This is a genomic window from Pseudomonas sp. QLc11A (assembly GCF_052112305.1).
GTDB lineage: Bacteria > Pseudomonadota > Gammaproteobacteria > Pseudomonadales > Pseudomonadaceae > Aquipseudomonas > Aquipseudomonas laurylsulfatiphila.
Map to the genome: position 1 here is coordinate 104,728 of NZ_JAVAJJ010000003.1, position 17,752 is coordinate 122,479.

At 60.9% G+C, this 17,752-nt stretch carries 20 protein-coding genes; 9 read left to right on the plus strand and 11 right to left on the minus strand.

Annotated elements, in window-relative coordinates; all coding sequences use genetic code 11:
• Nucleotides 1-13 precede the first annotated feature (13 nt).
• Nucleotides 14-325 (minus strand): DUF962 domain-containing protein, encoded by a 312-nt coding sequence (locus Q8X48_RS05860; RefSeq protein WP_102673841.1) that lies wholly within the window; start codon nucleotides 323-325, stop codon nucleotides 14-16.
• Nucleotides 326-485: 160 nt separating this feature from the next.
• On the opposite strand from Q8X48_RS05860, the gene Q8X48_RS05865 reads away from it, so the two are divergent.
• Nucleotides 486-1,547: an AraC family transcriptional regulator gene (locus tag Q8X48_RS05865; RefSeq protein WP_126046825.1), complete on the plus strand. Its 1,062-nt coding sequence runs from the start codon at nucleotides 486-488 to the stop codon at nucleotides 1,545-1,547.
• Here the strand turns inward: Q8X48_RS05865 and Q8X48_RS05870 are convergent.
• Nucleotides 1,504-2,958, minus strand: coding sequence for a TrkH family potassium uptake protein (locus Q8X48_RS05870; RefSeq protein WP_126046823.1), 1,455 nt, complete (start codon nucleotides 2,956-2,958; stop codon nucleotides 1,504-1,506). The genes Q8X48_RS05865 and Q8X48_RS05870 overlap by 44 nt on opposite strands.
• A gap of 121 nt (nucleotides 2,959-3,079) precedes the next feature.
• Here Q8X48_RS05870 and Q8X48_RS05875 point away from each other — a divergent pair, with 121 nt between their 5' ends.
• Nucleotides 3,080-3,646 carry an NAD(P)H nitroreductase gene (locus Q8X48_RS05875; RefSeq protein WP_126046821.1) on the plus strand — a complete coding sequence of 189 codons (567 nt, stop codon included), beginning with the start codon at nucleotides 3,080-3,082 and terminating at the stop codon, nucleotides 3,644-3,646.
• A gap of 136 nt (nucleotides 3,647-3,782) precedes the next feature.
• Here the strand turns inward: Q8X48_RS05875 and Q8X48_RS05880 are convergent, their stop codons facing one another.
• The 6 genes from Q8X48_RS05880 to Q8X48_RS05905 form a co-directional block, all read right to left on the minus strand.
• Complete coding sequence (locus Q8X48_RS05880; protein ID WP_015096298.1) at nucleotides 3,783-5,126, minus strand: sensor histidine kinase; 1,344 nt, start codon at nucleotides 5,124-5,126, stop codon at nucleotides 3,783-3,785.
• A 187-nt stretch (nucleotides 5,127-5,313) separates the two neighbouring features.
• Nucleotides 5,314-5,763 (minus strand): Spy/CpxP family protein refolding chaperone, encoded by a 450-nt coding sequence (locus tag Q8X48_RS05885; RefSeq protein ID WP_126046817.1) that lies wholly within the window; start codon nucleotides 5,761-5,763, stop codon nucleotides 5,314-5,316.
• 249 nt (nucleotides 5,764-6,012) lie between these two features.
• On the minus strand, nucleotides 6,013-6,690 hold the full coding sequence (locus Q8X48_RS05890) for a response regulator transcription factor (protein ID WP_007975295.1): 678 nt from the start codon (nucleotides 6,688-6,690) through the stop codon (nucleotides 6,013-6,015).
• 7 nt (nucleotides 6,691-6,697) lie between these two features.
• Nucleotides 6,698-7,111, minus strand: coding sequence for a translation initiation factor 2 (locus Q8X48_RS05895; RefSeq protein ID WP_407799424.1), 414 nt, complete (start codon nucleotides 7,109-7,111; stop codon nucleotides 6,698-6,700).
• 112 nt (nucleotides 7,112-7,223) lie between these two features.
• On the minus strand, nucleotides 7,224-7,523 hold the full coding sequence (locus tag Q8X48_RS05900; RefSeq protein WP_102699473.1) for a YciI family protein: 300 nt from the start codon (nucleotides 7,521-7,523) through the stop codon (nucleotides 7,224-7,226).
• A 1-nt stretch (nucleotide 7,524) separates the two neighbouring features.
• Nucleotides 7,525-8,121 carry a septation protein A gene (locus tag Q8X48_RS05905; protein ID WP_095963823.1) on the minus strand — a complete coding sequence of 199 codons (597 nt, stop codon included), beginning with the start codon at nucleotides 8,119-8,121 and terminating at the stop codon, nucleotides 7,525-7,527.
• A gap of 87 nt (nucleotides 8,122-8,208) precedes the next feature.
• Between Q8X48_RS05905 and Q8X48_RS05910 the strand changes: the two genes are divergently transcribed.
• The 7 genes from Q8X48_RS05910 to arfB all read left to right on the plus strand — a co-directional run bounded on the left by Q8X48_RS05910 (nucleotide 8,209) and on the right by arfB (nucleotide 15,940).
• Nucleotides 8,209-9,072, plus strand: a complete 864-nt coding sequence (locus Q8X48_RS05910; RefSeq protein ID WP_015096293.1) for a PHP domain-containing protein — start codon at nucleotides 8,209-8,211, stop codon at nucleotides 9,070-9,072.
• Nucleotides 9,073-9,085: 13 nt separating this feature from the next.
• Nucleotides 9,086-9,715, plus strand: a complete 630-nt coding sequence (locus tag Q8X48_RS05915) for an L-threonylcarbamoyladenylate synthase (RefSeq protein WP_041475076.1) — start codon at nucleotides 9,086-9,088, stop codon at nucleotides 9,713-9,715.
• 60 nt (nucleotides 9,716-9,775) lie between these two features.
• Complete coding sequence (locus tag Q8X48_RS05920; protein WP_172435665.1) at nucleotides 9,776-10,534, plus strand: segregation and condensation protein A; 759 nt, start codon at nucleotides 9,776-9,778, stop codon at nucleotides 10,532-10,534.
• Nucleotides 10,535-10,545: 11 nt separating this feature from the next.
• A complete protein-coding gene (scpB, locus tag Q8X48_RS05925) occupies nucleotides 10,546-11,517 on the plus strand; it encodes an SMC-Scp complex subunit ScpB (RefSeq protein ID WP_407799425.1) in 972 nt (323 codons plus the stop codon).
• A 294-nt stretch (nucleotides 11,518-11,811) separates the two neighbouring features.
• The gene (gene rluB / locus Q8X48_RS05930) at nucleotides 11,812-13,032 is read left to right on the plus strand and encodes a 23S rRNA pseudouridine(2605) synthase RluB (protein ID WP_015096290.1); all 1,221 of its coding nucleotides are present in this window, start codon (nucleotides 11,812-11,814) and stop codon (nucleotides 13,030-13,032) included.
• Nucleotides 13,033-13,884: 852 nt separating this feature from the next.
• A complete protein-coding gene (locus tag Q8X48_RS05935) occupies nucleotides 13,885-15,297 on the plus strand; it encodes an amino acid permease (protein ID WP_126046814.1) in 1,413 nt (470 codons plus the stop codon).
• A gap of 229 nt (nucleotides 15,298-15,526) precedes the next feature.
• Nucleotides 15,527-15,940: an alternative ribosome rescue aminoacyl-tRNA hydrolase ArfB gene (gene arfB, locus Q8X48_RS05940; protein WP_007984117.1), complete on the plus strand. Its 414-nt coding sequence runs from the start codon at nucleotides 15,527-15,529 to the stop codon at nucleotides 15,938-15,940.
• Here the strand turns inward: arfB and Q8X48_RS05945 are convergent.
• From Q8X48_RS05945 to Q8X48_RS05955, 3 genes are all read right to left on the minus strand, one after another.
• Complete coding sequence (locus Q8X48_RS05945; RefSeq protein WP_407799426.1) at nucleotides 15,937-17,136, minus strand: MFS transporter; 1,200 nt, start codon at nucleotides 17,134-17,136, stop codon at nucleotides 15,937-15,939. The genes arfB and Q8X48_RS05945 overlap by 4 nt on opposite strands.
• A gap of 99 nt (nucleotides 17,137-17,235) precedes the next feature.
• Nucleotides 17,236-17,433, minus strand: a complete 198-nt coding sequence (locus Q8X48_RS05950) for a hypothetical protein (protein WP_102699463.1) — start codon at nucleotides 17,431-17,433, stop codon at nucleotides 17,236-17,238.
• Between the two features lie 74 nt (nucleotides 17,434-17,507).
• Nucleotides 17,508-17,639, minus strand: coding sequence for a hypothetical protein (locus Q8X48_RS05955; protein ID WP_015096286.1), 132 nt, complete (start codon nucleotides 17,637-17,639; stop codon nucleotides 17,508-17,510).
• Nucleotides 17,640-17,752 lie beyond the last annotated feature (113 nt).

Sequence of the window (17,752 nt, forward strand, 5' to 3'; positions counted from 1 at the left end):
TGACGGATGTTCTCTAGAACGGAACGCGCCCCAGCACCATGTCCCGGTACATGACAAAATCGCCGAGCAGGCTATAGAGGGGGTGTTGGAACGTTGCCGGGCGGTTCTTCTCGAAGAAGAAGTGACCGACCCAGGCAAAGCTGTAACCCGCCACAGGCAGGGCCCACAACAGCATCCAGGCTCCGCGACCAACGGTCAGCGCCAGTATCAAGATTACCAGCGTCGTGCCGATAAAATGTAGACGGCGGCAGGTACTGTTGCTGTGTTCGCTGAGGTAATACGGGTAGAACTCAGCGAAACTGTTGAATCGTTTGATGTTTTCCACGACTGCGATCTCTGTGGTTATTGTTCTGGCTGCAAGTTGTTCTGCGGGTAGCTTATTTGAGTCTAGAGTGATCAATGGCATCAGCCAGTGACAATAGGCGCCACTTTAGTATCCTTCGGTCAATAGCCGTCGCATGCGGCTCACCATGTAAGAAAACGCCATGAGCGAACGAACGACTTCTGCAAGCTGGGCGATGGGGATTGTCAAAGCGCTGGAGATGGACGGCCTGGATTGCCGGGTTCTATTCAAGCAGCTGGGGCTCGACTACGCGGCCCTGGATGATCCGGATGCACGCTTCCCGCAAGATTCCATGACACGGCTGTGGCAACGCGCGGTCGAACTGTCCGGCAACCCGGCCATCGGCTTGAACATGGGAAAGGTGGTGCGACCGGCGCAGTTCCATGTGACCGGTTACGCCTTGATGTCCAGCCAGACACTGGCCGAAGGTTTTCACCGTCTGGTGCGCTATCAGCGAATCATTGCCGAAAGTGCCGACCTGAGTTTCCAGTTGCTGGACGAAGGCTATGCGCTGATTCTGACGGTGCATGGCGATCATCTGCCACCGACCCGGCAGAGTGCCGAAGCTTCACTGGCCTGCGCCCTGGCGCTGTGCAGCTGGTTGACCGGGCGTACGCTGCAACCACGCAAAGTGCTGCTGCAAGGCGCCGAGCCGGCCAATCCGGAACCCTATAAACAAGCCTTCCATGCACCTCTGGTGTTCAACGCGCCTTACGATGCGCTGATTTTCGAGCGTGCGGACATGGAAGCGCCCTTGCCGACGGCCAACGAAGCCATGGCGTTGCTGCATGACCGCTTTGCCGGCGAGTACCTGGCGCGCTTTTCCGAAAGCCGCGTGACGCACAAGGCGCGGCAGGTGTTGTGCCGCCTGTTGCCCCAGGGCGAGCCCAAGCGCGACGCCGTGGCGCAGACACTGCATCTTTCCCAGCGCACCTTGCAACGGCGCTTGCAGGAAGAGGGCACGAGTTTTCAGGCGCTGCTGGACGATACCCGGCGCGAACTGGCCGAACAGTACCTGGCGCAACCGAACATGACCCTGCTGGAAATTGCCTACTTGCTGGGGTTCGCCGATCCGAGCAACTTCTTCCGCGCTTTTCGCCGCTGGTTCGATGCCACACCCGGCGAGTACCGGATGCGGCTGATGCAGGCGCCTGAAGCGGTCAATGACGCCAAAATGCCGGAATACACAGCACAAACACAGTGATGATCTCCAGTCGGCCGAGCAGCATGCCGAACGACAGAATCCACTTGGCGGCATCCGGCAGGGTCGCGAAGTTACCGGCCGGGCCGATGGTCTCACCGAGCCCCGGGCCGACACCGGACACGGTACTGGCCGCGCCGGTGAGGGCGGTCATCCAGTCCACGCCGAGCAGCGACAGCAGCAGCGCAATCACGCAGATGGTGATCGCAAAGAAGAACGAAAAGGTCAGGATCGAACGCACGATTTCTTCGTCGAGGCGGTGACCGTTGTACTTCTGCTTGATCACCGCGCGCGGATGAATCAGCTGGTTAAGGTTGGCCTTGAGCAGGATATAGGCCACCTGGAAGCGGAAAATCTTGATACCGCCCGCGGTCGATCCGGAACAACCGCCGACAAACCCCAGATAGAAAAACAGCATTAGCGAGAAATTGCCCCAGAGGCTGTAGTCCCCCAGTGCAAAACCGGTGGTGGTCACCACCGACGTCACGTTCAGCGCCACATGGCGCAACGCCTCCAGCCAATGCAGCTGGGTAGTCCACCAGTACCAGGTGCCGAGTACCAGCCAGGTCACCAGCAGCATGCCGAGCAGGCCTTGAACCTGTTCATCCTTGATCAGCGCCCGACGGTTACCGCGCAATGTGGTGACATACAGGGTGAACGGCAGGGCACCGAGAATCATGACGACGATCGCGACCCAATGCACCGCTGGCTCCGGCCACTTGGCCAAAGACTGGTCTGAGGTAGAGAAACCGCCGGTGGAAATCGCCGACATGGCGTGGTTGATCGCGTCGAACAGGCTCATCCCGGCCCACCAGAACGCCAGGCTGCCAACAATGGTAATGCCGACGTAGGTTGCCACGATCAAGCGCGCCACCATGTGCGAGCGGGGCATGACTTTTTCCGAGCGGTCCGACGATTCGGTCTGGAACAGCCGCATGCCGCCGATGCGCAGCAGCGGCAGAATCGCCACCGCCATGCCGATGAAGCCGATGCCGCCGAGCCAGTGCAGCAACGAGCGCCACATCAGGATGCCGGGGGACATGGTATCCAGGCCGCTGAGTACGGTTGCGCCAGTGGCGGTGATCCCGGACATGCTTTCGAAGAACGAGTCGGTGTAGCTGATGTGTTGGGTCAGCAGGAACGGCAGCGCGGCGAAGATGCACACCACCAGCCAGCTGCTGACGGTCAGCAGGTACATGTCCCGGGGGCGCAGGTGCACGTGTTCGGGGCGCCCGGGAATCACCAGCGCCAAACCGGCGATAAAGGTGATCATGCTGGCCCAGAGGAACGACGGCAGATCGCTGGTGCGGTCGAAAATGACCAGCGTGGCCATGGGTATGACCATGGAGATCGCCAGCGTGATCAGGAAGATGCCGATGATGAAACCAATGATCCGTAAGGTCGGCAACGCCATGAGGTCCGCTCGGCTGATAGAGGAAAGGGCGCCATTCTACCTGTGAGGCAGGGCATGTAAACCGGCACTGCTGCGGCAGTTACAGCTAGAATAGCCGCACAATTTTTTCAGGAGGTGGCCGATGCAGGCTCTCGACGCTTTGCTCAACCGTGTTTCCGTTCCGCGACTGATTGACCCTGCACCCACTGCCGAGCAGCGCGAGGTGCTGTTCGGTGCCGCCATGCGCGCCCCGGATCACGGTCACTTGCAGCCTTGGCGCTTCCTGACGGTGGAAGGCGCGGCACGTGAGCAAATGGGCGAGCTGCTGGTCGAAGCGGCGAAACTTTCGGACAGCGAAGTCAGCGAAGCGGCCATCGACAAGGCGCGCAATAATCCGCTGCGGGCGCCGTTGGTGGTGGTGGTGATTGCGCGGTTGCAGGATCACGTCAAGTATCCGAAGTCCGAGCAGTTGCTGGCGGCGGGCTGTGCGGCCCACGGGATCTTGCTGGCGGCCTATGCGCAGGGCATTGGCGCGGTGTGGCGTACCGGTGACCTGGCGTACTCGCCGCATGTGGCCAAGGGTTTGGGCCTGGCGGAGGGGGAAGAGGTGATTGCTTTCCTGTACCTGGGTACACCGCAGAAAGAACCGCGGGTGGCCGAGAAAGTCGACCTGGCCGAATTCGTCAGCGCCTGGTCCGGGAAGGACTGACACCGCAGACCCTGTGGGAGCGAGCTTGCTCGCGATAGCGGCAGTACATTTAACATTGAAGTGACTGAAAAACCGCCATCGCGAGCAAGCTCGCTCCCACAGTGGATCTGTGTCATTCAGAGTCGGGGTGACAGCCTCAGGGCTGTACGACAGCCCCCGGCACCAACGGCAATTCCAGGCTGGCAATGAACCCGCCTTCAGGGTGATTGGCCAGTACCAGGCAGCCGCCATGGCGCTCCGCCGCTCGCCGGGCGATGGCCAGGCCCAGGCCGTGTCCGGCCGCGGTCTGCCCCGGTGCACGATAGAACGGCTCACCGAGCTGGCTCAAATATTCGGCACTGACCCCGGGCCCGTGATCGCGCACGGTCACGACGATCCGCTCACCCTGACGCAGTGCCTGCATTTCGATCGGCAGGCCACCCACCGGATTGAAACGCTGGGCGTTGCGCAGCAAATTGTCCACGGCCCGTTCGATCATGGTCGGCCAGCCCTTCAGATTCAGTTGCGACTCGGCTTCGAGGTGTACGAGTTGCTCGGGTGAACCGAGTTGAGCATCCTTCTGCAAGGTGTTGAGCAAGGCATTCAGGTCCACCTCTTCGGCACTGGCGTTATCGGAGTCGACCCGCGCCAGTACCAGGATTTCGCTGATCAGCGCTTCCAGTCGGTCGCATTCCCGGGTCAGGCGCGGCCATAGCTGTTCCCGTTCCTGTGGGCCAGCCCGTTCGGCGAGCGCCAGCGCGATACGCAGACGGGCCAGAGGCGAGCGCAGTTCGTGGGAGACATCGCGCAGCAGTTGCCGCTGGCTGCCAATCAGACTCTGCAGGCGCGCACCCATGCGGTTGAAGTCATTGGCCAGGACGCCAAACTCATCGCGACGGTTGGCCAGCTTGACCAGGCTGTTCTGTTGATACGTGGTTTGTCCCAGGTCATGCACCGCTCCGCGCAGACGGCTGAGCGGGCGAGTGATGGAAAAGGTCACCAGCAGGCTGAACAGGGTCAGCACCACCAGGGCGATTCCCAGGGCACTGAGCGGCCAGAGCAGGCTCTCGCGGTGCCAGGCGTTCAGTTCCGGGTGTGGAATGCGATAGATGAACAGGAAGGTGTCACCGGTTTTTTCACTGGTGAACTCATCGGTCAGACGCCGCCATGGCAGGCGCCGGTCATCATTGTTCTGGCGCGCCTCGAAGGCCGCCGCACGTCTGGGGAAGGTGCCGCGCACCACCGGATCGCCGCTTTCGTTAAGCACCTGAACGTCGATGTGATACTGGCGTTTGCGTTGCTGGAGAATGTCCTGGGCGGCGTCTTCGCCCTGACTTTCGTAAGTCTGCGTCCACTGTTCGGCCAGCGTGTTGAGGCCCGGGTGGCGGCTGAGAATCCATGCGTCCTGGTTGAGCATGTGCCCGAGCAGGATGGAAAGCCCTGCAACCAGAGCGATGGCCAGCCAGAAGCTGGCCAGGATACGCCAGAACAATGAACGCACAGGAAATCCTCAAACAAACACAGAATCCCATGTAGGAGCGAGCTTGCTCGCGAAAAACGCATGGACAACACGGGCTGCCTGATGCCGCGCGTTATCATTGACGTCCATCGCGAGCAGGCTCGCTCCTACAGTAGATCAAAAGCATCAGACTCAACGGTGTTCAGCCGTCGGGTCCGGGGTCAGCGCATTATTGCGCTTTTTGCGGTTGTTGCGCTTTCCACGCCTTGAACTCGGTCCATTCGGCGCGACGCTCTGCCTGTTTCTTCTGGATCTCGTCGAATTGCTTCTGTTGATCCGGTTTCAGCAGTGCCCGTACGTCAGCTTCGGCTTTCTTGTGGTTGGCGGCCATTTCATCTTTCATGGCTTTCTGGTCGGCTGGCGAGAGTTTTTCCAGGTACTTGTCAACCAGTTGCTTACGCTCGTGCATCTGCTCGCCCATGATCTTGCGGATCTGCTCGCGCTGTTCGCGGCTCAGGTCCAGTTCACTGTACGGGCCTTTGCCGTGCATGCCGTGCATCTGACCACCGTGGCGCGATCCGTCCATCGGCCCATCCATGGGGCCGGTGCCTTCAGGCATGGCCAGGGCAACGGTCGGCAGGGCAGCCGCGAACATCAGAGCGATAAGAGTCTTGCGCATGGTGAATCTCCTTGTCTCGTTCCCGGTACGTTCCGGATGAGTACAGATTACGCAGATCAAGGTCAGCGGCGGTCAGCGAAGAGTAAAGCTTGGGTAAAGACGATTTCCCGCCGACCTGACAAAACTTCAGATGACTGTAGGAGCGAGCTTGCTCGCGAAGATTTCGAGGTCGGCGCTTCTTGTCAGACAGTGCGCGTCATCGTTCACGTCCATCGCGAGCGAGCTCGCTCCTACAGGGGGCACATGGTTTCAGAGGCTGTAGTAGTAGCCGCGGCTGCGCAGGGCCACGATGCGCGGACGGCCGTCGGGGTGTGGACCGATCTTCTTGCGCAGGTTGCTGACGTGCATGTCCAGGCTGCGGTCGTACAGGGTCAGCTTGCGGCCGAGGGCAATCTGCGCCAGTTCCTGTTTGTCCAGGGGTTCGCCGGGCTGCTTGAGCAGGGCTTCCAGCAGGCGGCTTTCGGAAACGGTGAGGGTGAACTCCTGCTCGTCGATGCTGACCACGCCGCGCACCGGGCTGAAACACAGGTCGCCCAGTTCCAGCTGGCTGGACACCGCTGCCGGGTGGCTGCGGCGCAGGACGGCGCGCAGGCGGGCGGTCAACTCTCGCGGGTCGCAGGGTTTGGCCAGGTAATCGTCGGCGCCAAGTTCCAGGCCGAGAATACGGTCCAGGGGCTCGCCCCGGGCCGAGAGCATCAGCACCGGCAAATCCGGGTGATCGCTGCGCAACTGCTTGAGCAGTTCCAAGCCGCTGCCATCGGGCAACATCACATCCAGTACCACGGCTGCCGGAGCGGTTTCGGCCAGCGCACGGCGCGCGCTCTGGCCGTCGTGACAGGCGCGTACCTGAAACCCTTCCTGGCTCAGCCAACTGCTCAGGAGCTCACACAGCTCCTGGTCATCATCAATCAGTAACAGCTCGCTCATGACTCACTCAATTTAGCCATTGTCGACGTTTTCGACTTGCTCCACTGGCGAAGATACCGCAGAGCAGTGCCAATAGCGCTACCCCGGCGCCAATGACAAACCATTGTTGCTGGTCGGTCAGCAGACGCGGCAGCGGACTGCTGGCCTGGGCTTCCTTGAGTTGCAGCTTCAAACGCTGGTTCTCCTGGCGCAACCGGGCCAGCAGCGGGCTTTCGCGTTCGCCATCGGCAGTTTGCAATTGTTTGCTCAGTTCTTCCCGTTGCCGTTCGCTTTCTTTCAAGCGTTGCTGCAACTCGGTGATCTGGCTGCCGGCGCTCAAGGAAAGCGGCGTCGAGTTTCCACCCTCGGCGTATTCTTCGCCGTGGACGGGCGCCACGATCGACAACGTGACCAACATCAGACACAACGGACCCTTGCGCATCGCGACTCCTGATTCCAATACGGGTATTGGGCAAGTTGTCGGCCGATAATCAGGAATAATGAGCGATTGAGAACGCGATGAACCGACAAGGTTCATCGCGTGGGGGGATTTGTTACGGCAGGACTTGCTTGAACGGCTTGACCAGAACGTTGGCGTAGACACCTGCGGCGATGTACGGATCGGCGTCGGCCCAGGCCTGGGCGGCGCCCAGGGAATCGAACTCGGCGACGATCAGGCTGCCGGTGAAACCCGCTGCGCCCGGATCATTGCTGTCGACGGCCGGGTGTGGGCCGGCCAATACGATGCGACCTTCGCCCTTGAGCGCTTGCAGGCGCTCGAGGTGCGCAGGCCGTGCGGCCAGGCGGGCTTCCAGGGAGTTGGCGACGTCTGTGGCAATGATTGCGTAAAGCATGTCAGTCCTCGGTTTTTGGCGTAGTGGTGTCGGCATCGTGCAGATGGCGGGACAGGTAAATGCCCTGGCCGATCAGGAACAGCAAAGTCATGCCCAGGCTGCCGAAGACCTTGAAGTCGACCCAGTAGCTCTGGAAGGTGAACGCGACAAACAGGTTGGCGGCACCGCAAAACAGGAAGAAGGCGATCCAGGCGATGTTCAGGCGTGTCCAGACCGGTTCCGGCAAGGTCAGCGCGTGGCCCATGATGCGTTTGATCAGCAGGCTGTCACCGACGAAGTGGCTGCCGATGAACGCCAGGGCGAACAGCCAGTTGACCACCGGGGCTTTCCACTTGAGGAACGTCTCGCTGTGGAAGGCCAGGGTCAGGCTGCCGAAGACCAGGCAGGCGATGAGGGTCAGCCACTGGCTCTTCTCCAGCTTGCGCTGTTTGATGAACAGTGTGCCGTAGACCACCAGGGAACTGACGATCAGCATCGCGGTGGCGCTGTAGATACCGCCTACAGTGAGCTCATGGCCGGCGATGTCGACGACCCGTGGATCGATTTTGAAGACGATGAAAAACAGCAGGAGCGGGATGAAATCGATGAATTGTTTCACAGTGGCAGCCAGAAGCAGGATGTGGCGGCATAATAACAAACATATGGGCGCGCGATAGCGCCAGCTGATTTGAGGTTACAAAGCCCTGTGAATGTTGATTTGCACTGCCATAGCACGGCCTCCGATGGCGCCCTGGCGCCTGCGGTTCTGGTGGCGCGGGCGTTCGAGAAAGGCGTGCGAGTCCTGGCCTTGACCGATCACGACACCCTTGAAGGGCTCGACGAGGCGCGGCACGCGGCTGCCGCACTGGGGATGCAACTGGTCAATGGCGTCGAATTGTCCTGCACCTGGGGCGGCGCGACCATTCATGTGCTGGGCTACGGTTTTGACGTGAACGCCGCGCCGCTGGTCGAGGCCATCGCCAGATTGCATGATGGCCGTTGGCTGCGCTCCGAGGAAATCAGCCGCAAACTGGCGCTCAAAGGCATGCCGGGGGCGCTGGATGGCGCCCGGGAGATCCAGCAGGCGCTGGGCGACAGCGGTAACGCGCCGGCCCGCCCGCACTTTGCGGACTGGATGGTGCGTGAAGGTTTCGTCAAGGATCGCGCCGAGGCGTTCCGCAAATGGCTGGGTGCCGGCAAGCTGGGCGACGTCAAGCAACACTGGCCGACCCTGGAAGAAACCGTCGAAACCCTGCGTGCGGCCAAGGCCTGGGTCAGCCTGGCACACCCCTGGCACTACGAATTCACTCGAAGCAAGCGACGTCGCCTGATTGCCGACTATATTCAAGCAGGGGGCCACGCCATCGAAGTGGTCAATGGTTACCAGCCTGCCGAACAAGTGGGCAGCCTGGCCATTCTGGCCCGCGAGTTCGGTCTGCTGGTCAGCGCCGGCAGTGATTTTCATGGCCCCGGAGGCTGGTCGGAGATCGGCGAATACCGGCCGCTCCCGGAGGATCTGCCACCGCTATGGTGTCGATTCAAACATGACCCAGTTATTGCCGCCGTCTGAACAGGTAGAGAATGTGAGTCAATTTTTCCAGATTCATCCGGAAAACCCGCAAGCGCGCCTGATCAAACAGGCGGTAGAAATCATCCGCAAGGGCGGGGTGGTGATATATCCCACAGACTCTTCCTACGCCATTGGTTGCCAGATCGGCGACAAGGTGGCTGTGGAGCGCGTTCGGCGCCTGCGGCAGCTGGATGAAAAGCACAATTTTGCGCTGATCTGCAGCGATTTGTCGCAACTGGGACTGTTTGCCAAGATCGACACCGGCACTTTCCGCATTCTCAAGGCCCATCTTCCGGGGCCTTATACCTTCATTCTCAACGCCACCCGCGAAGTGCCGCGGCTGTTGTTGCACCCCAAGAAACGCACCATCGGCCTGCGCGTGCCGAGCCACCCGATTGCCCTGGCACTGCTGGAGCAGCTCGGCGAACCGTTGATGAGCGTGACCCTGATCATGCCCGGCGATGAAGATCCGTTGACCGACCCGCACGAGATGCGCCAGTTGCTCGAGCACCAGGTCGACCTGATCATCGACGGCGGTTTCGGCGGGATCAAGGCGTCCACCGTGATCAGCCTCGCCGACGGCGAACCGGAAGTCATCCGCGTCGGTTGCGGCGACCCTGCGCCGTTCATGGTCGAGGCCTAGATGTCCGCAGTAGAACCCGTCGACAGTCAGGCCGGAGCCCAACAGGAACTGCCCTTCGCCATGGTCTATGGCCAGGCGGTCATGGAAATGCCGCTGGACCTGTACATCCCGCCGGATGCCCTCGAGGTCTTCCTCGAAGCCTTCGAAGGCCCCCTCGACCTGCTGCTGTACCTGATCCGCAAACAGAACATCAACATCCTCGACATCCCGGTGGCGGAAATCACCCGCCAGTACATGGGCTACGTCGAGTTGATGCAGTCGGTGCGCCTGGAGCTGGCCGCCGAGTACCTGGTGATGGCCGCGATGCTGGCCGAGATCAAGTCGCGGATGCTGCTGCCGCGGGCCGAAACCATCGAAGACGAAGAAGACGACCCGCGCGCCGAACTGATCCGCCGCTTGCAGGAATACGAGCGTTTCAAGGCTGCCGCCGAAGGCATCGATGGCTTGAGCCGCGTCGGTCGCGACGTGGTAGTGCCCAAACTGGACGCCCCGGAGGCCCGGGCTCGCAAGTTGTTGCCGGACGTGCGCCTGTCCGAGTTGCTGTTGTCCATGGCCGAGGTATTGCGCCGTGGCGACATGTTCGAAAGCCATCAGGTCAGCCGCGAGGCGCTGTCTACCCGCGAGCGCATGAGCGATGTGCTGGAGCGGCTCAAGGGCGGCGGTTTCGTGCCGTTTGTCGAACTGTTCACCGCTGAAGAAGGGCGCCTTGGCGTGGTGGTGACCTTTATGGCGATCCTTGAACTGGTCAAGGAATCCCTGGTCGAGCTGGTGCAGAATGAGCCATTTGCCGCGATCCACGTGCGAGCCCGAGCCGAATAAAGAGTCGAAACATGAACCTGACTGAACCCCGTGACCTGGCACCCTTGCTTGAAGCCTTTCTGTTGGCTTCGGGAAAGCCGCAATCCCTGGAAAGCCTGTTCGAGCTCTTTGAGGAGGGCGAGCGCCCGGAACCGCCGGTCTTCAAGAAGGCCCTGACGATGCTCGCCAAGTCTTGCGATGGCCGCGCGTTTGAACTCAAGGAGGTGGCCTCGGGGTATCGCCTGCAAATTCGCGAGAAATTTGCGCCGTGGGTCGGGCGTCTGTGGGAGGAGCGCCCGCAGCGTTACTCCCGCGCCATGCTCGAAACCATGGCCCTGATCGCCTATCGCCAGCCGATCACCCGCGGCGAAATCGAAGACGTGCGGGGGGTGGCGGTCAACAGCAACATCGTCAAGACCTTGATGGAGCGCGAATGGATCCGCATCGTCGGCTACCGCGACGTCCCCGGCAAACCGGCGATGTTCGCCACCACCAAGGCGTTCCTCGATCACTTCAACCTGAAAAACCTAGACGACTTGCCACCCTTGGCGGAGCTGCGCGAGCTGGAACCGGACCCGGTGCTCGATTTCGACGACGCCCCCGTACCCGCCGGGTTGCAGGCGTTGGCCGACGCCAGCGCGGAACCGGAAGAACCGAAGGAAGAAACCAGTTTCCACACTCTGTTGCTGGAGCTCGACAGCATGGAGGAGGGGATCAAGACCGATTTCGATGATCTGTTGCGCGATGGCGCGGTGACTGAGTTTGATTCGGAACAGCCCGACATCGAGCCTGAACCTGAAGTTGCCCGGATCGAGCCTGAGCCGGACATTGAACCGGAGCAGGACGACGACATCCTCGGCGTGGCCGAGGCCCGGGAAAAACTCCTGGCTGCCGTCGCTGCCCTCGAACAACCGAAGCCCGAGCCGGAGCTGTCCGACGAAGAGGCCGAAGCCCGGGCCCTGGCCGAAGCCATCGAGGCCGAGCGCCGCCAATTCGAAGATTGACCGCAGCTTTTACGATCACTAAAGACCCCTGTGGGAGCGGGCTTGCCCGCGAATGCGGTGGGTCAGCCAATAAATATGCCGACTGAAACGCCCTCTTCGCGGGCAAGCCCGCTCCCACAGGGGATTGTGTTCACAGCAAAACAGCGAACCACCGGTCAGCGGAAAAACCAATAACCTGGCCTTGATGAGCTAGTCTGTGATGCGCAAACGCCCGCATGCGCGTATGATTCGCGACCCTTCGGCGATCCCTTCGCCAAAGTACCCAGATTTCAGACCACACCGGGAGGTGCCCAGATGAGTATCAAAGACCAGCAAGACGACCAGCCAATCGGCCCCGCAGGCGAAAAACTGCAGAAAGTCCTCGCCCGTATCGGCGTCGGCTCGCGCCGTGACGTGGAAGCCTGGATCAGCCACGGCCGCATCAAGGTCAACGGCAAAGACGCCACCCTTGGCCAGCGCGTCGACATGCACGACGCCATCACCATCGATGGCAAGGTGATCAAGCGTGAAGAGGCCGCCGAATCGGTGCGCCGCGTGATCATGTACAACAAACCCGACGGCGAAATCTGCACCCGTGTCGATCCGGAAGGTCGTCCGACCGTGTTCGACAAGATGCCGCGCCCTAAAGAGGGTCGCTGGATCAACATCGGTCGCCTGGACATCAACACCACCGGTCTGCTGATGTTCACCACCGACGGTGAGCTGGCCAACCGCCTGATGCACCCTTCCTACGAAATGGACCGTGAATACGCGGTACGTGTGCGTGGCGAAGTCGATGACGAGATGATCGAGCGTCTGAAGGCTGGCGTTGTCCTTGAAGATGGCCCGGCCAAGTTCACCGATATCAAGCAAGCGCCAGGCGGTGAAGGTTTCAACCACTGGTACCACTGCGTGGTCATGGAAGGTCGTAACCGCGAAGTTCGTCGCCTGTGGGAATCCCAGGGCCTGGTGGTCAGCCGTCTGAAGCGCGTGCGTTTCGGTCCGGTGTTCCTCAACTCCGACCTGCCGATGGGCCGCTGGCGCGAAATGAGCCAGTACGAAGTCGACATTCTGAGTGCCGAGGTCGGCCTGACGCCGGTCGCGATGCCGCAGATGAACGCCAAGAGCAAAGACAAGCTTGACCGTATGCAGCGCAAGTCGTCGCGTCCGATGGCCAAGACCGAGCGTGTACGTACCCTGCGTCCAGCCGCTGGGGGGGCTGCCGCTCCTGTTGCTCCACGTGCCAGCCGCGAGCCGCAGATCGAAGGCGAGCGTCCAGGGCGCAAGCCTGCTGCGCGCCAGGACGGCGAACGCGGTCCACGTACGCCACGTCCGGCCAATGGCCGTACCGAGCGTGGCGAAGGCCGTGGTACGCCGGTAGCCGATCGCCCGGCCGACACCAAGCGCCCGGCCAAGCCGGCGCCGAAGCGTCCGGGGATCAAGCTGGTCGACGGTGACACGCCATCGGGCAAGCGCCGTGGCGCACCGGCCGGTTCCGGTCAGCGTCCGGGCTTTGGTCGTCGCAAGCCGGAATAATCGGCTGAGCGCTTCATAAAAAACGCCAACCTTCGGGTTGGCGTTTTTTTTTGGCTGGCTTTAGCGATGGGGTGTTTTCAAGGGCCTCTTCGCGGGCAAGCCCGCTCCCACAGGAGACCGGGTTGTTCTGAAGAAATGCGATCCATTGTGGGAGCGGGCTTGCCCGCGAAGGCGTCAGCGGCAACACCACACTCTCCCGAATGGAAACCCGATGTTACGGCCTGTAAAGAAAACCTGACAAAATTCACCGATTAGCCCCGTGGATTCGCCATTCCCGGGATGCCGTAAGAAAACGCTTACGCATCAACGCCTTCCTTGCGCCTTCCAGCCCTCTGGCCCGCTTGTTTCACCGCTCCATGCAGGGTGTTATGCGCGCCATGCCTGTCGTGCAGGTGCATAACAAAAAGGAGGCGCAATGAACGCCGTATTCCATCTCCATCTCTCTGCGAGAGGCGGTTTTCCTGCCTTTCCCGTCGATGATCCGCAAGGATCTGACCCATTTTTTGCAGCCGCCCGGGCCTCCCGGGGCGGACACAGGCAATCCCGGCCATAGACACGCTTGTCCAGCGGGTCTGGCAGCAGGGGGTTACAGGTGTACAATGCGCCGCGTTTTACCTGTGACCTCCTGCGCATTTGCGCAACCCTCAAGGCTATCCGCCTTGTTCACTCCGCCGCGTCACGAGCGTGTCGGGTTCGATTTCGTCACAGATAAAAACAAACAGGTGACGCATGACCGTTGTAAATACGCTGAACTCCTGGTGCCTGCGCTGGGGTTTGATCGGTGCCGCTTAACGCCTTTCTTGAGCAGCAACGTCTACTGAACATCATCAAACCTTGCGTGAGACCCTTTTCATGAGTGGACAAAACCCGCAATCAGGCGAGCTGAAACGCGGCCTGAAAAATCGCCATATTCAATTGATTGCCTTAGGTGGCGCGATCGGTACCGGTCTGTTCCTCGGCTCGGCCGGGGTACTCAAGTCCGCCGGCCCGTCGATGATCCTCGGCTATGCCATCTGCGGATTCATTGCTTTCATGATCATGCGCCAACTGGGCGAAATGATCGTCGAAGATCCGGTGGCCGGCTCCTTCAGCCACTTCGCCCACAAGTACTGGGGCGGCTTTGCCGGCTTCCTGTCGGGCTGGAACTGCTGGATTCTGTACATCCTGGTGGGCATGTCGGAGCTGACCGCGGTCGGCAAGTACATCCACTACTGGGCACCGGACATCCCGACCTGGGTCTCCGCAGCGGGCTTCTTCGTGCTGATCAACGTCATCAACCTGGCTAATGTCAAAGTGTTTGGCGAGGCCGAGTTCTGGTTCGCGATCATCAAGGTCGTGGCGATCGTCGGCATGATTGCCCTGGGCAGCTACCTGCTGGTCAGCGGCAATGGCGGCCCGCAAGCGGCGGTGAGCAACCTGTGGTCCCACGGTGGCTTCTTCCCGAACGGCATCAGCGGCCTGGTGATGGCCATGGCTTTCATCATGTTTTCCTTCGGTGGCCTGGAAATGCTCGGCTTCACCGCTGCAGAAGCCGACAAGCCGAAAACCGTGATCCCGAAAGCGATCAACCAGGTGATCTACCGGATCCTGATTTTCTACATCGGTGCCCTGGTGATCCTGCTGTCGTTGACCCCGTGGGACAGCTTGCTGACCACCCTGAACGCCTCCGGTGATTCCTACAGCGGCAGCCCGTTCGTGCAAGTGTTCTCGATGCTGGGCAGCAACACCGCGGCGCACATCCTCAACTTCGTGGTCCTGACTGCGGCGTTGTCGGTGTACAACAGCGGCACCTACTGCAACAGCCGCATGCTGCTGGGCATGGCCGAACAGGGCGATGCGCCGAAAAGCCTGGCGAAGATCGACAAGCGTGGCGTGCCCGTGCGTTCGATCCTGGCCTCGGCCGCCGTGACCCTGATCGCGGTGCTGCTGAACTACCTGATTCCGCACAGCGCGCTGGAACTGCTGATGTCGCTGGTGGTGGCCACCCTGGTGATCAACTGGGCGATGATCAGCTACTCGCACTTCAAGTTCCGCCAGCACATGAACAAAACCAAACAGACGCCGCTGTTCAAGGCCCTGTGGTACCCGTACGGCAACTACATCTGCCTGGCGTTCGTGTTGTTCATTCTCGGTGTGATGCTGTTGATTCCGGGGATCCAGACATCGGTGTACGCGATTCCGGTATGGCTCGTGTTCATGTGGGTCTGCTACGGCATCAAGAACAAGCGCAGTGCGCAACATGCGTTGCAGGCGGCGGTGAAGTAACTCCCCGCAGAAACAACAAACCCGGCCATGCGCCGGGTTTTTTGTGGATATCGAATTCATGGCAGGACATTAAACCCTGTGGGAGCGAGCTTGCTCGCGATGAGGCCGTGTCAGTCGACATCATCGTTGCCTGACACACTGCTATCGCGAGCAAGCTCGCTCCCACAGGGAACGCGTTTGTCCGACCCTTTCGCGGTATCCTGCACGCTCTGAATACGGACGCTTTTCCATGCTGGTGATTTCCAACAACGTGCATCTGCCGGATGCCGAGATCGAGTTGACGGCCATTCGCGCCCAGGGTGCCGGTGGGCAGAACGTCAACAAGGTGTCGAGCGCGGTGCACCTGCGCTTTGACATTCCGGCGTCGTCCTTGCCCGAGTTCTACAAGGAGCGGTTGCTGGCGTTGCGCGACAGCCGCATCACCAGCGACGGTGTGCTGATCATCAAGGCCCAGCAGTACCGGACGCAGGAGCAGAACCGCGCCGATGCGCTGTTGCGCCTGACCGAGTTGATCCAGAGTGCCACCAAGGTCGAGAAAAAGCGCCGTCCGACCAAACCAACCCTCGGCTCCAAGACCCGTCGTCTCGAATCCAAGAGCAAACGCGGCAACATCAAGGCCGGGCGCGGCAAGGTCGACTTCTAGCGGGCTCCCCGCGCCTCGCGTTGCTTCGGTGCCTGCCGGTACAAGTAAAGGCTCAGTATCAATCCGCTCAAGGCGGCGAGGGCGGCAAACAGGAAGATCGAAGCGAAACCGAACCCGGCCGCAATGGCCCCGGCCAGCGGCCCGGTGATCCCCAGCGACAAATCGATGAACAGCGAATAGGCGCCGACGGCTGCGCCACGGCTGGAGGCCGGCACCAGATTCACCGCTTCCACGCCCAGCGCCGGGAACACCAGCGAGAAGCCGAAGCCGCTCAGCGCCGCACCCGCCAGTGCCCAATGCGCATCCGGTGCCAGCCACAGCAGCAATAACCCCAGGGTTTCCACCGACAGGCAGGCAATGGCGACGCGAAAGCCGCCGAGACGGTTGATCAGATTGCCGAACAGCAGGCGAGCGCCGATGAAGCTGGCGCCGAACAGGCTCAGGCACAGCACCGCGTTGTCCCAGTGTTGCGTGGCGTAATACAAGGTAATGAAGGTGGCGATGGTGCCAAAGCCGATGGAGCCCAGGGCCAGGCCACAGCCGTGGGGGAAGACCCGCCCGAGCACATGCATGAACGGCAGGCGCTCACCGGCAACGATCGGTGCGGCGGTTTTCGGCCAGGCCAGCAGCAGGCCGAGCACGGCCAGCAGCACAATGCTCACGCCCATGCTCCACAAACCCAGTTGATGGACGATCAACACACCCAGGGGTGCGCCGACGGCCAGTGCGCCGTAGCTGGCGATCCCGTTCCAGGAGATGACCTTGGCCGTGTTCGCCGCGCCGACCCGGCCGATGCCCCAGCCAATCGAGCCCGAGCCCACCAGGCTTTCCGCGCTGCCGAGAACCAGACGACCGATCAACAGGCTGATCAGGCTCAAGGTCGGCAGGCTCTGGGTCCAGGCCGAGATCAACATGAACACGCCGCTCAGGCCGCAACCGGCCAGGCCATACATCACGGCCAGTTTGCTGCCCTTGTTGTCGATGATCTTCCCGGCATAGGGGCGGCTGAGCAGGGTGGCCAGGTATTGCACGCTGATCACCAGGCCCGCGACCACCGCGCCGAAACCCAGGTCGCTGTGGACGTAACCGGGCAATACGGCCAGGGGAATGCCGATGTTCAGGTAGCCGATAAAGGTGAAAAGGACGATGGAAACGACTTGCAGCGTGACCGACAGGGGGCGCTGGTTTTCAGGCATGGGTAAAGGTCCACGGTAAAGCAGGATAGATAGGCTGCTTATGATAGCGGTGTGGACGGACGTTGGTTGTGAAAAAGTAAAACTATTTGCCCGGCGATGTCATTCAGCTTTGACGGGAGCAACCAGTTGCGTAGTGACCAGGGCGGCCAGCGCATTTTCCTGGGTGCCGAAACGGGCGAGCAATGCGGCTTGTTTCTCGGGGGAGAGGCGATTCCAGATCTCGATCATTTTCTCGGCGGTGCCAATCAGGACGCTGGCCTGCTTTTCATCAAAGGTTTCGCTGAGTTCATCGGTCATGTTGCGGGTTCTCGCTTCAGGCAGTGTGGAAAGCGCATGGTAGCGCTTTCCACACGGTCTGTACGTCGGGTGTTTCAGTCTTCGCTGTCAGCCTGGCGGCGGTCAGTGGCTTCTTTCGGCTCGGGCTGTTGGGCACCGGCTTGTTGCGTGGTCGTCTGCTCAGGTACGTGCAGGCTTGGGAAGGGGAGATTAGGAATCTCGTGCATGGTTGCGCTCCTCGCTAAGTCTGTTGATAGATCTGGTAGATCCGCGCTTTGAAAAAGCCTGGGCAGGATACAGCACTGAAAATGACAAACGGACTTTTATATCCATTTGTTTC

Bases quoted from the DNA above. Each gene is read 5' to 3' on its own strand.
- Q8X48_RS05865 (WP_126046825.1), top strand. From the start codon at position 486: ATGAGCGAACGAACGACTTCTGCAAGCTGGGCGATGGGGATTGTCAAA.
- Q8X48_RS05870 (WP_126046823.1), bottom strand. From the start codon at position 2,958: ATGGCGTTGCCGACCTTACGGATCATTGGTTTCATCATCGGCATCTTC.
- Q8X48_RS05875 (WP_126046821.1), top strand. From the start codon at position 3,080: ATGCAGGCTCTCGACGCTTTGCTCAACCGTGTTTCCGTTCCGCGACTG.
- Q8X48_RS05885 (WP_126046817.1), bottom strand. From the start codon at position 5,763: ATGCGCAAGACTCTTATCGCTCTGATGTTCGCGGCTGCCCTGCCGACC.
- Q8X48_RS05890 (WP_007975295.1), bottom strand. From the start codon at position 6,690: ATGAGCGAGCTGTTACTGATTGATGATGACCAGGAGCTGTGTGAGCTC.
- Q8X48_RS05895 (WP_407799424.1), bottom strand. From the start codon at position 7,111: ATGCGCAAGGGTCCGTTGTGTCTGATGTTGGTCACGTTGTCGATCGTG.
- Q8X48_RS05900 (WP_102699473.1), bottom strand. From the start codon at position 7,523: ATGCTTTACGCAATCATTGCCACAGACGTCGCCAACTCCCTGGAAGCC.
- Q8X48_RS05920 (WP_172435665.1), top strand. From the start codon at position 9,776: ATGGTCTATGGCCAGGCGGTCATGGAAATGCCGCTGGACCTGTACATC.
- scpB (WP_407799425.1), top strand. From the start codon at position 10,546: ATGAACCTGACTGAACCCCGTGACCTGGCACCCTTGCTTGAAGCCTTT.
- rluB (WP_015096290.1), top strand. From the start codon at position 11,812: ATGAGTATCAAAGACCAGCAAGACGACCAGCCAATCGGCCCCGCAGGC.
- Q8X48_RS05935 (WP_126046814.1), top strand. From the start codon at position 13,885: ATGAGTGGACAAAACCCGCAATCAGGCGAGCTGAAACGCGGCCTGAAA.
- arfB (WP_007984117.1), top strand. From the start codon at position 15,527: ATGCTGGTGATTTCCAACAACGTGCATCTGCCGGATGCCGAGATCGAG.
- Q8X48_RS05945 (WP_407799426.1), bottom strand. From the start codon at position 17,136: ATGCCTGAAAACCAGCGCCCCCTGTCGGTCACGCTGCAAGTCGTTTCC.
- Q8X48_RS05950 (WP_102699463.1), bottom strand. From the start codon at position 17,433: ATGACCGATGAACTCAGCGAAACCTTTGATGAAAAGCAGGCCAGCGTC.
- Q8X48_RS05955 (WP_015096286.1), bottom strand. From the start codon at position 17,639: ATGCACGAGATTCCTAATCTCCCCTTCCCAAGCCTGCACGTACCTGAG.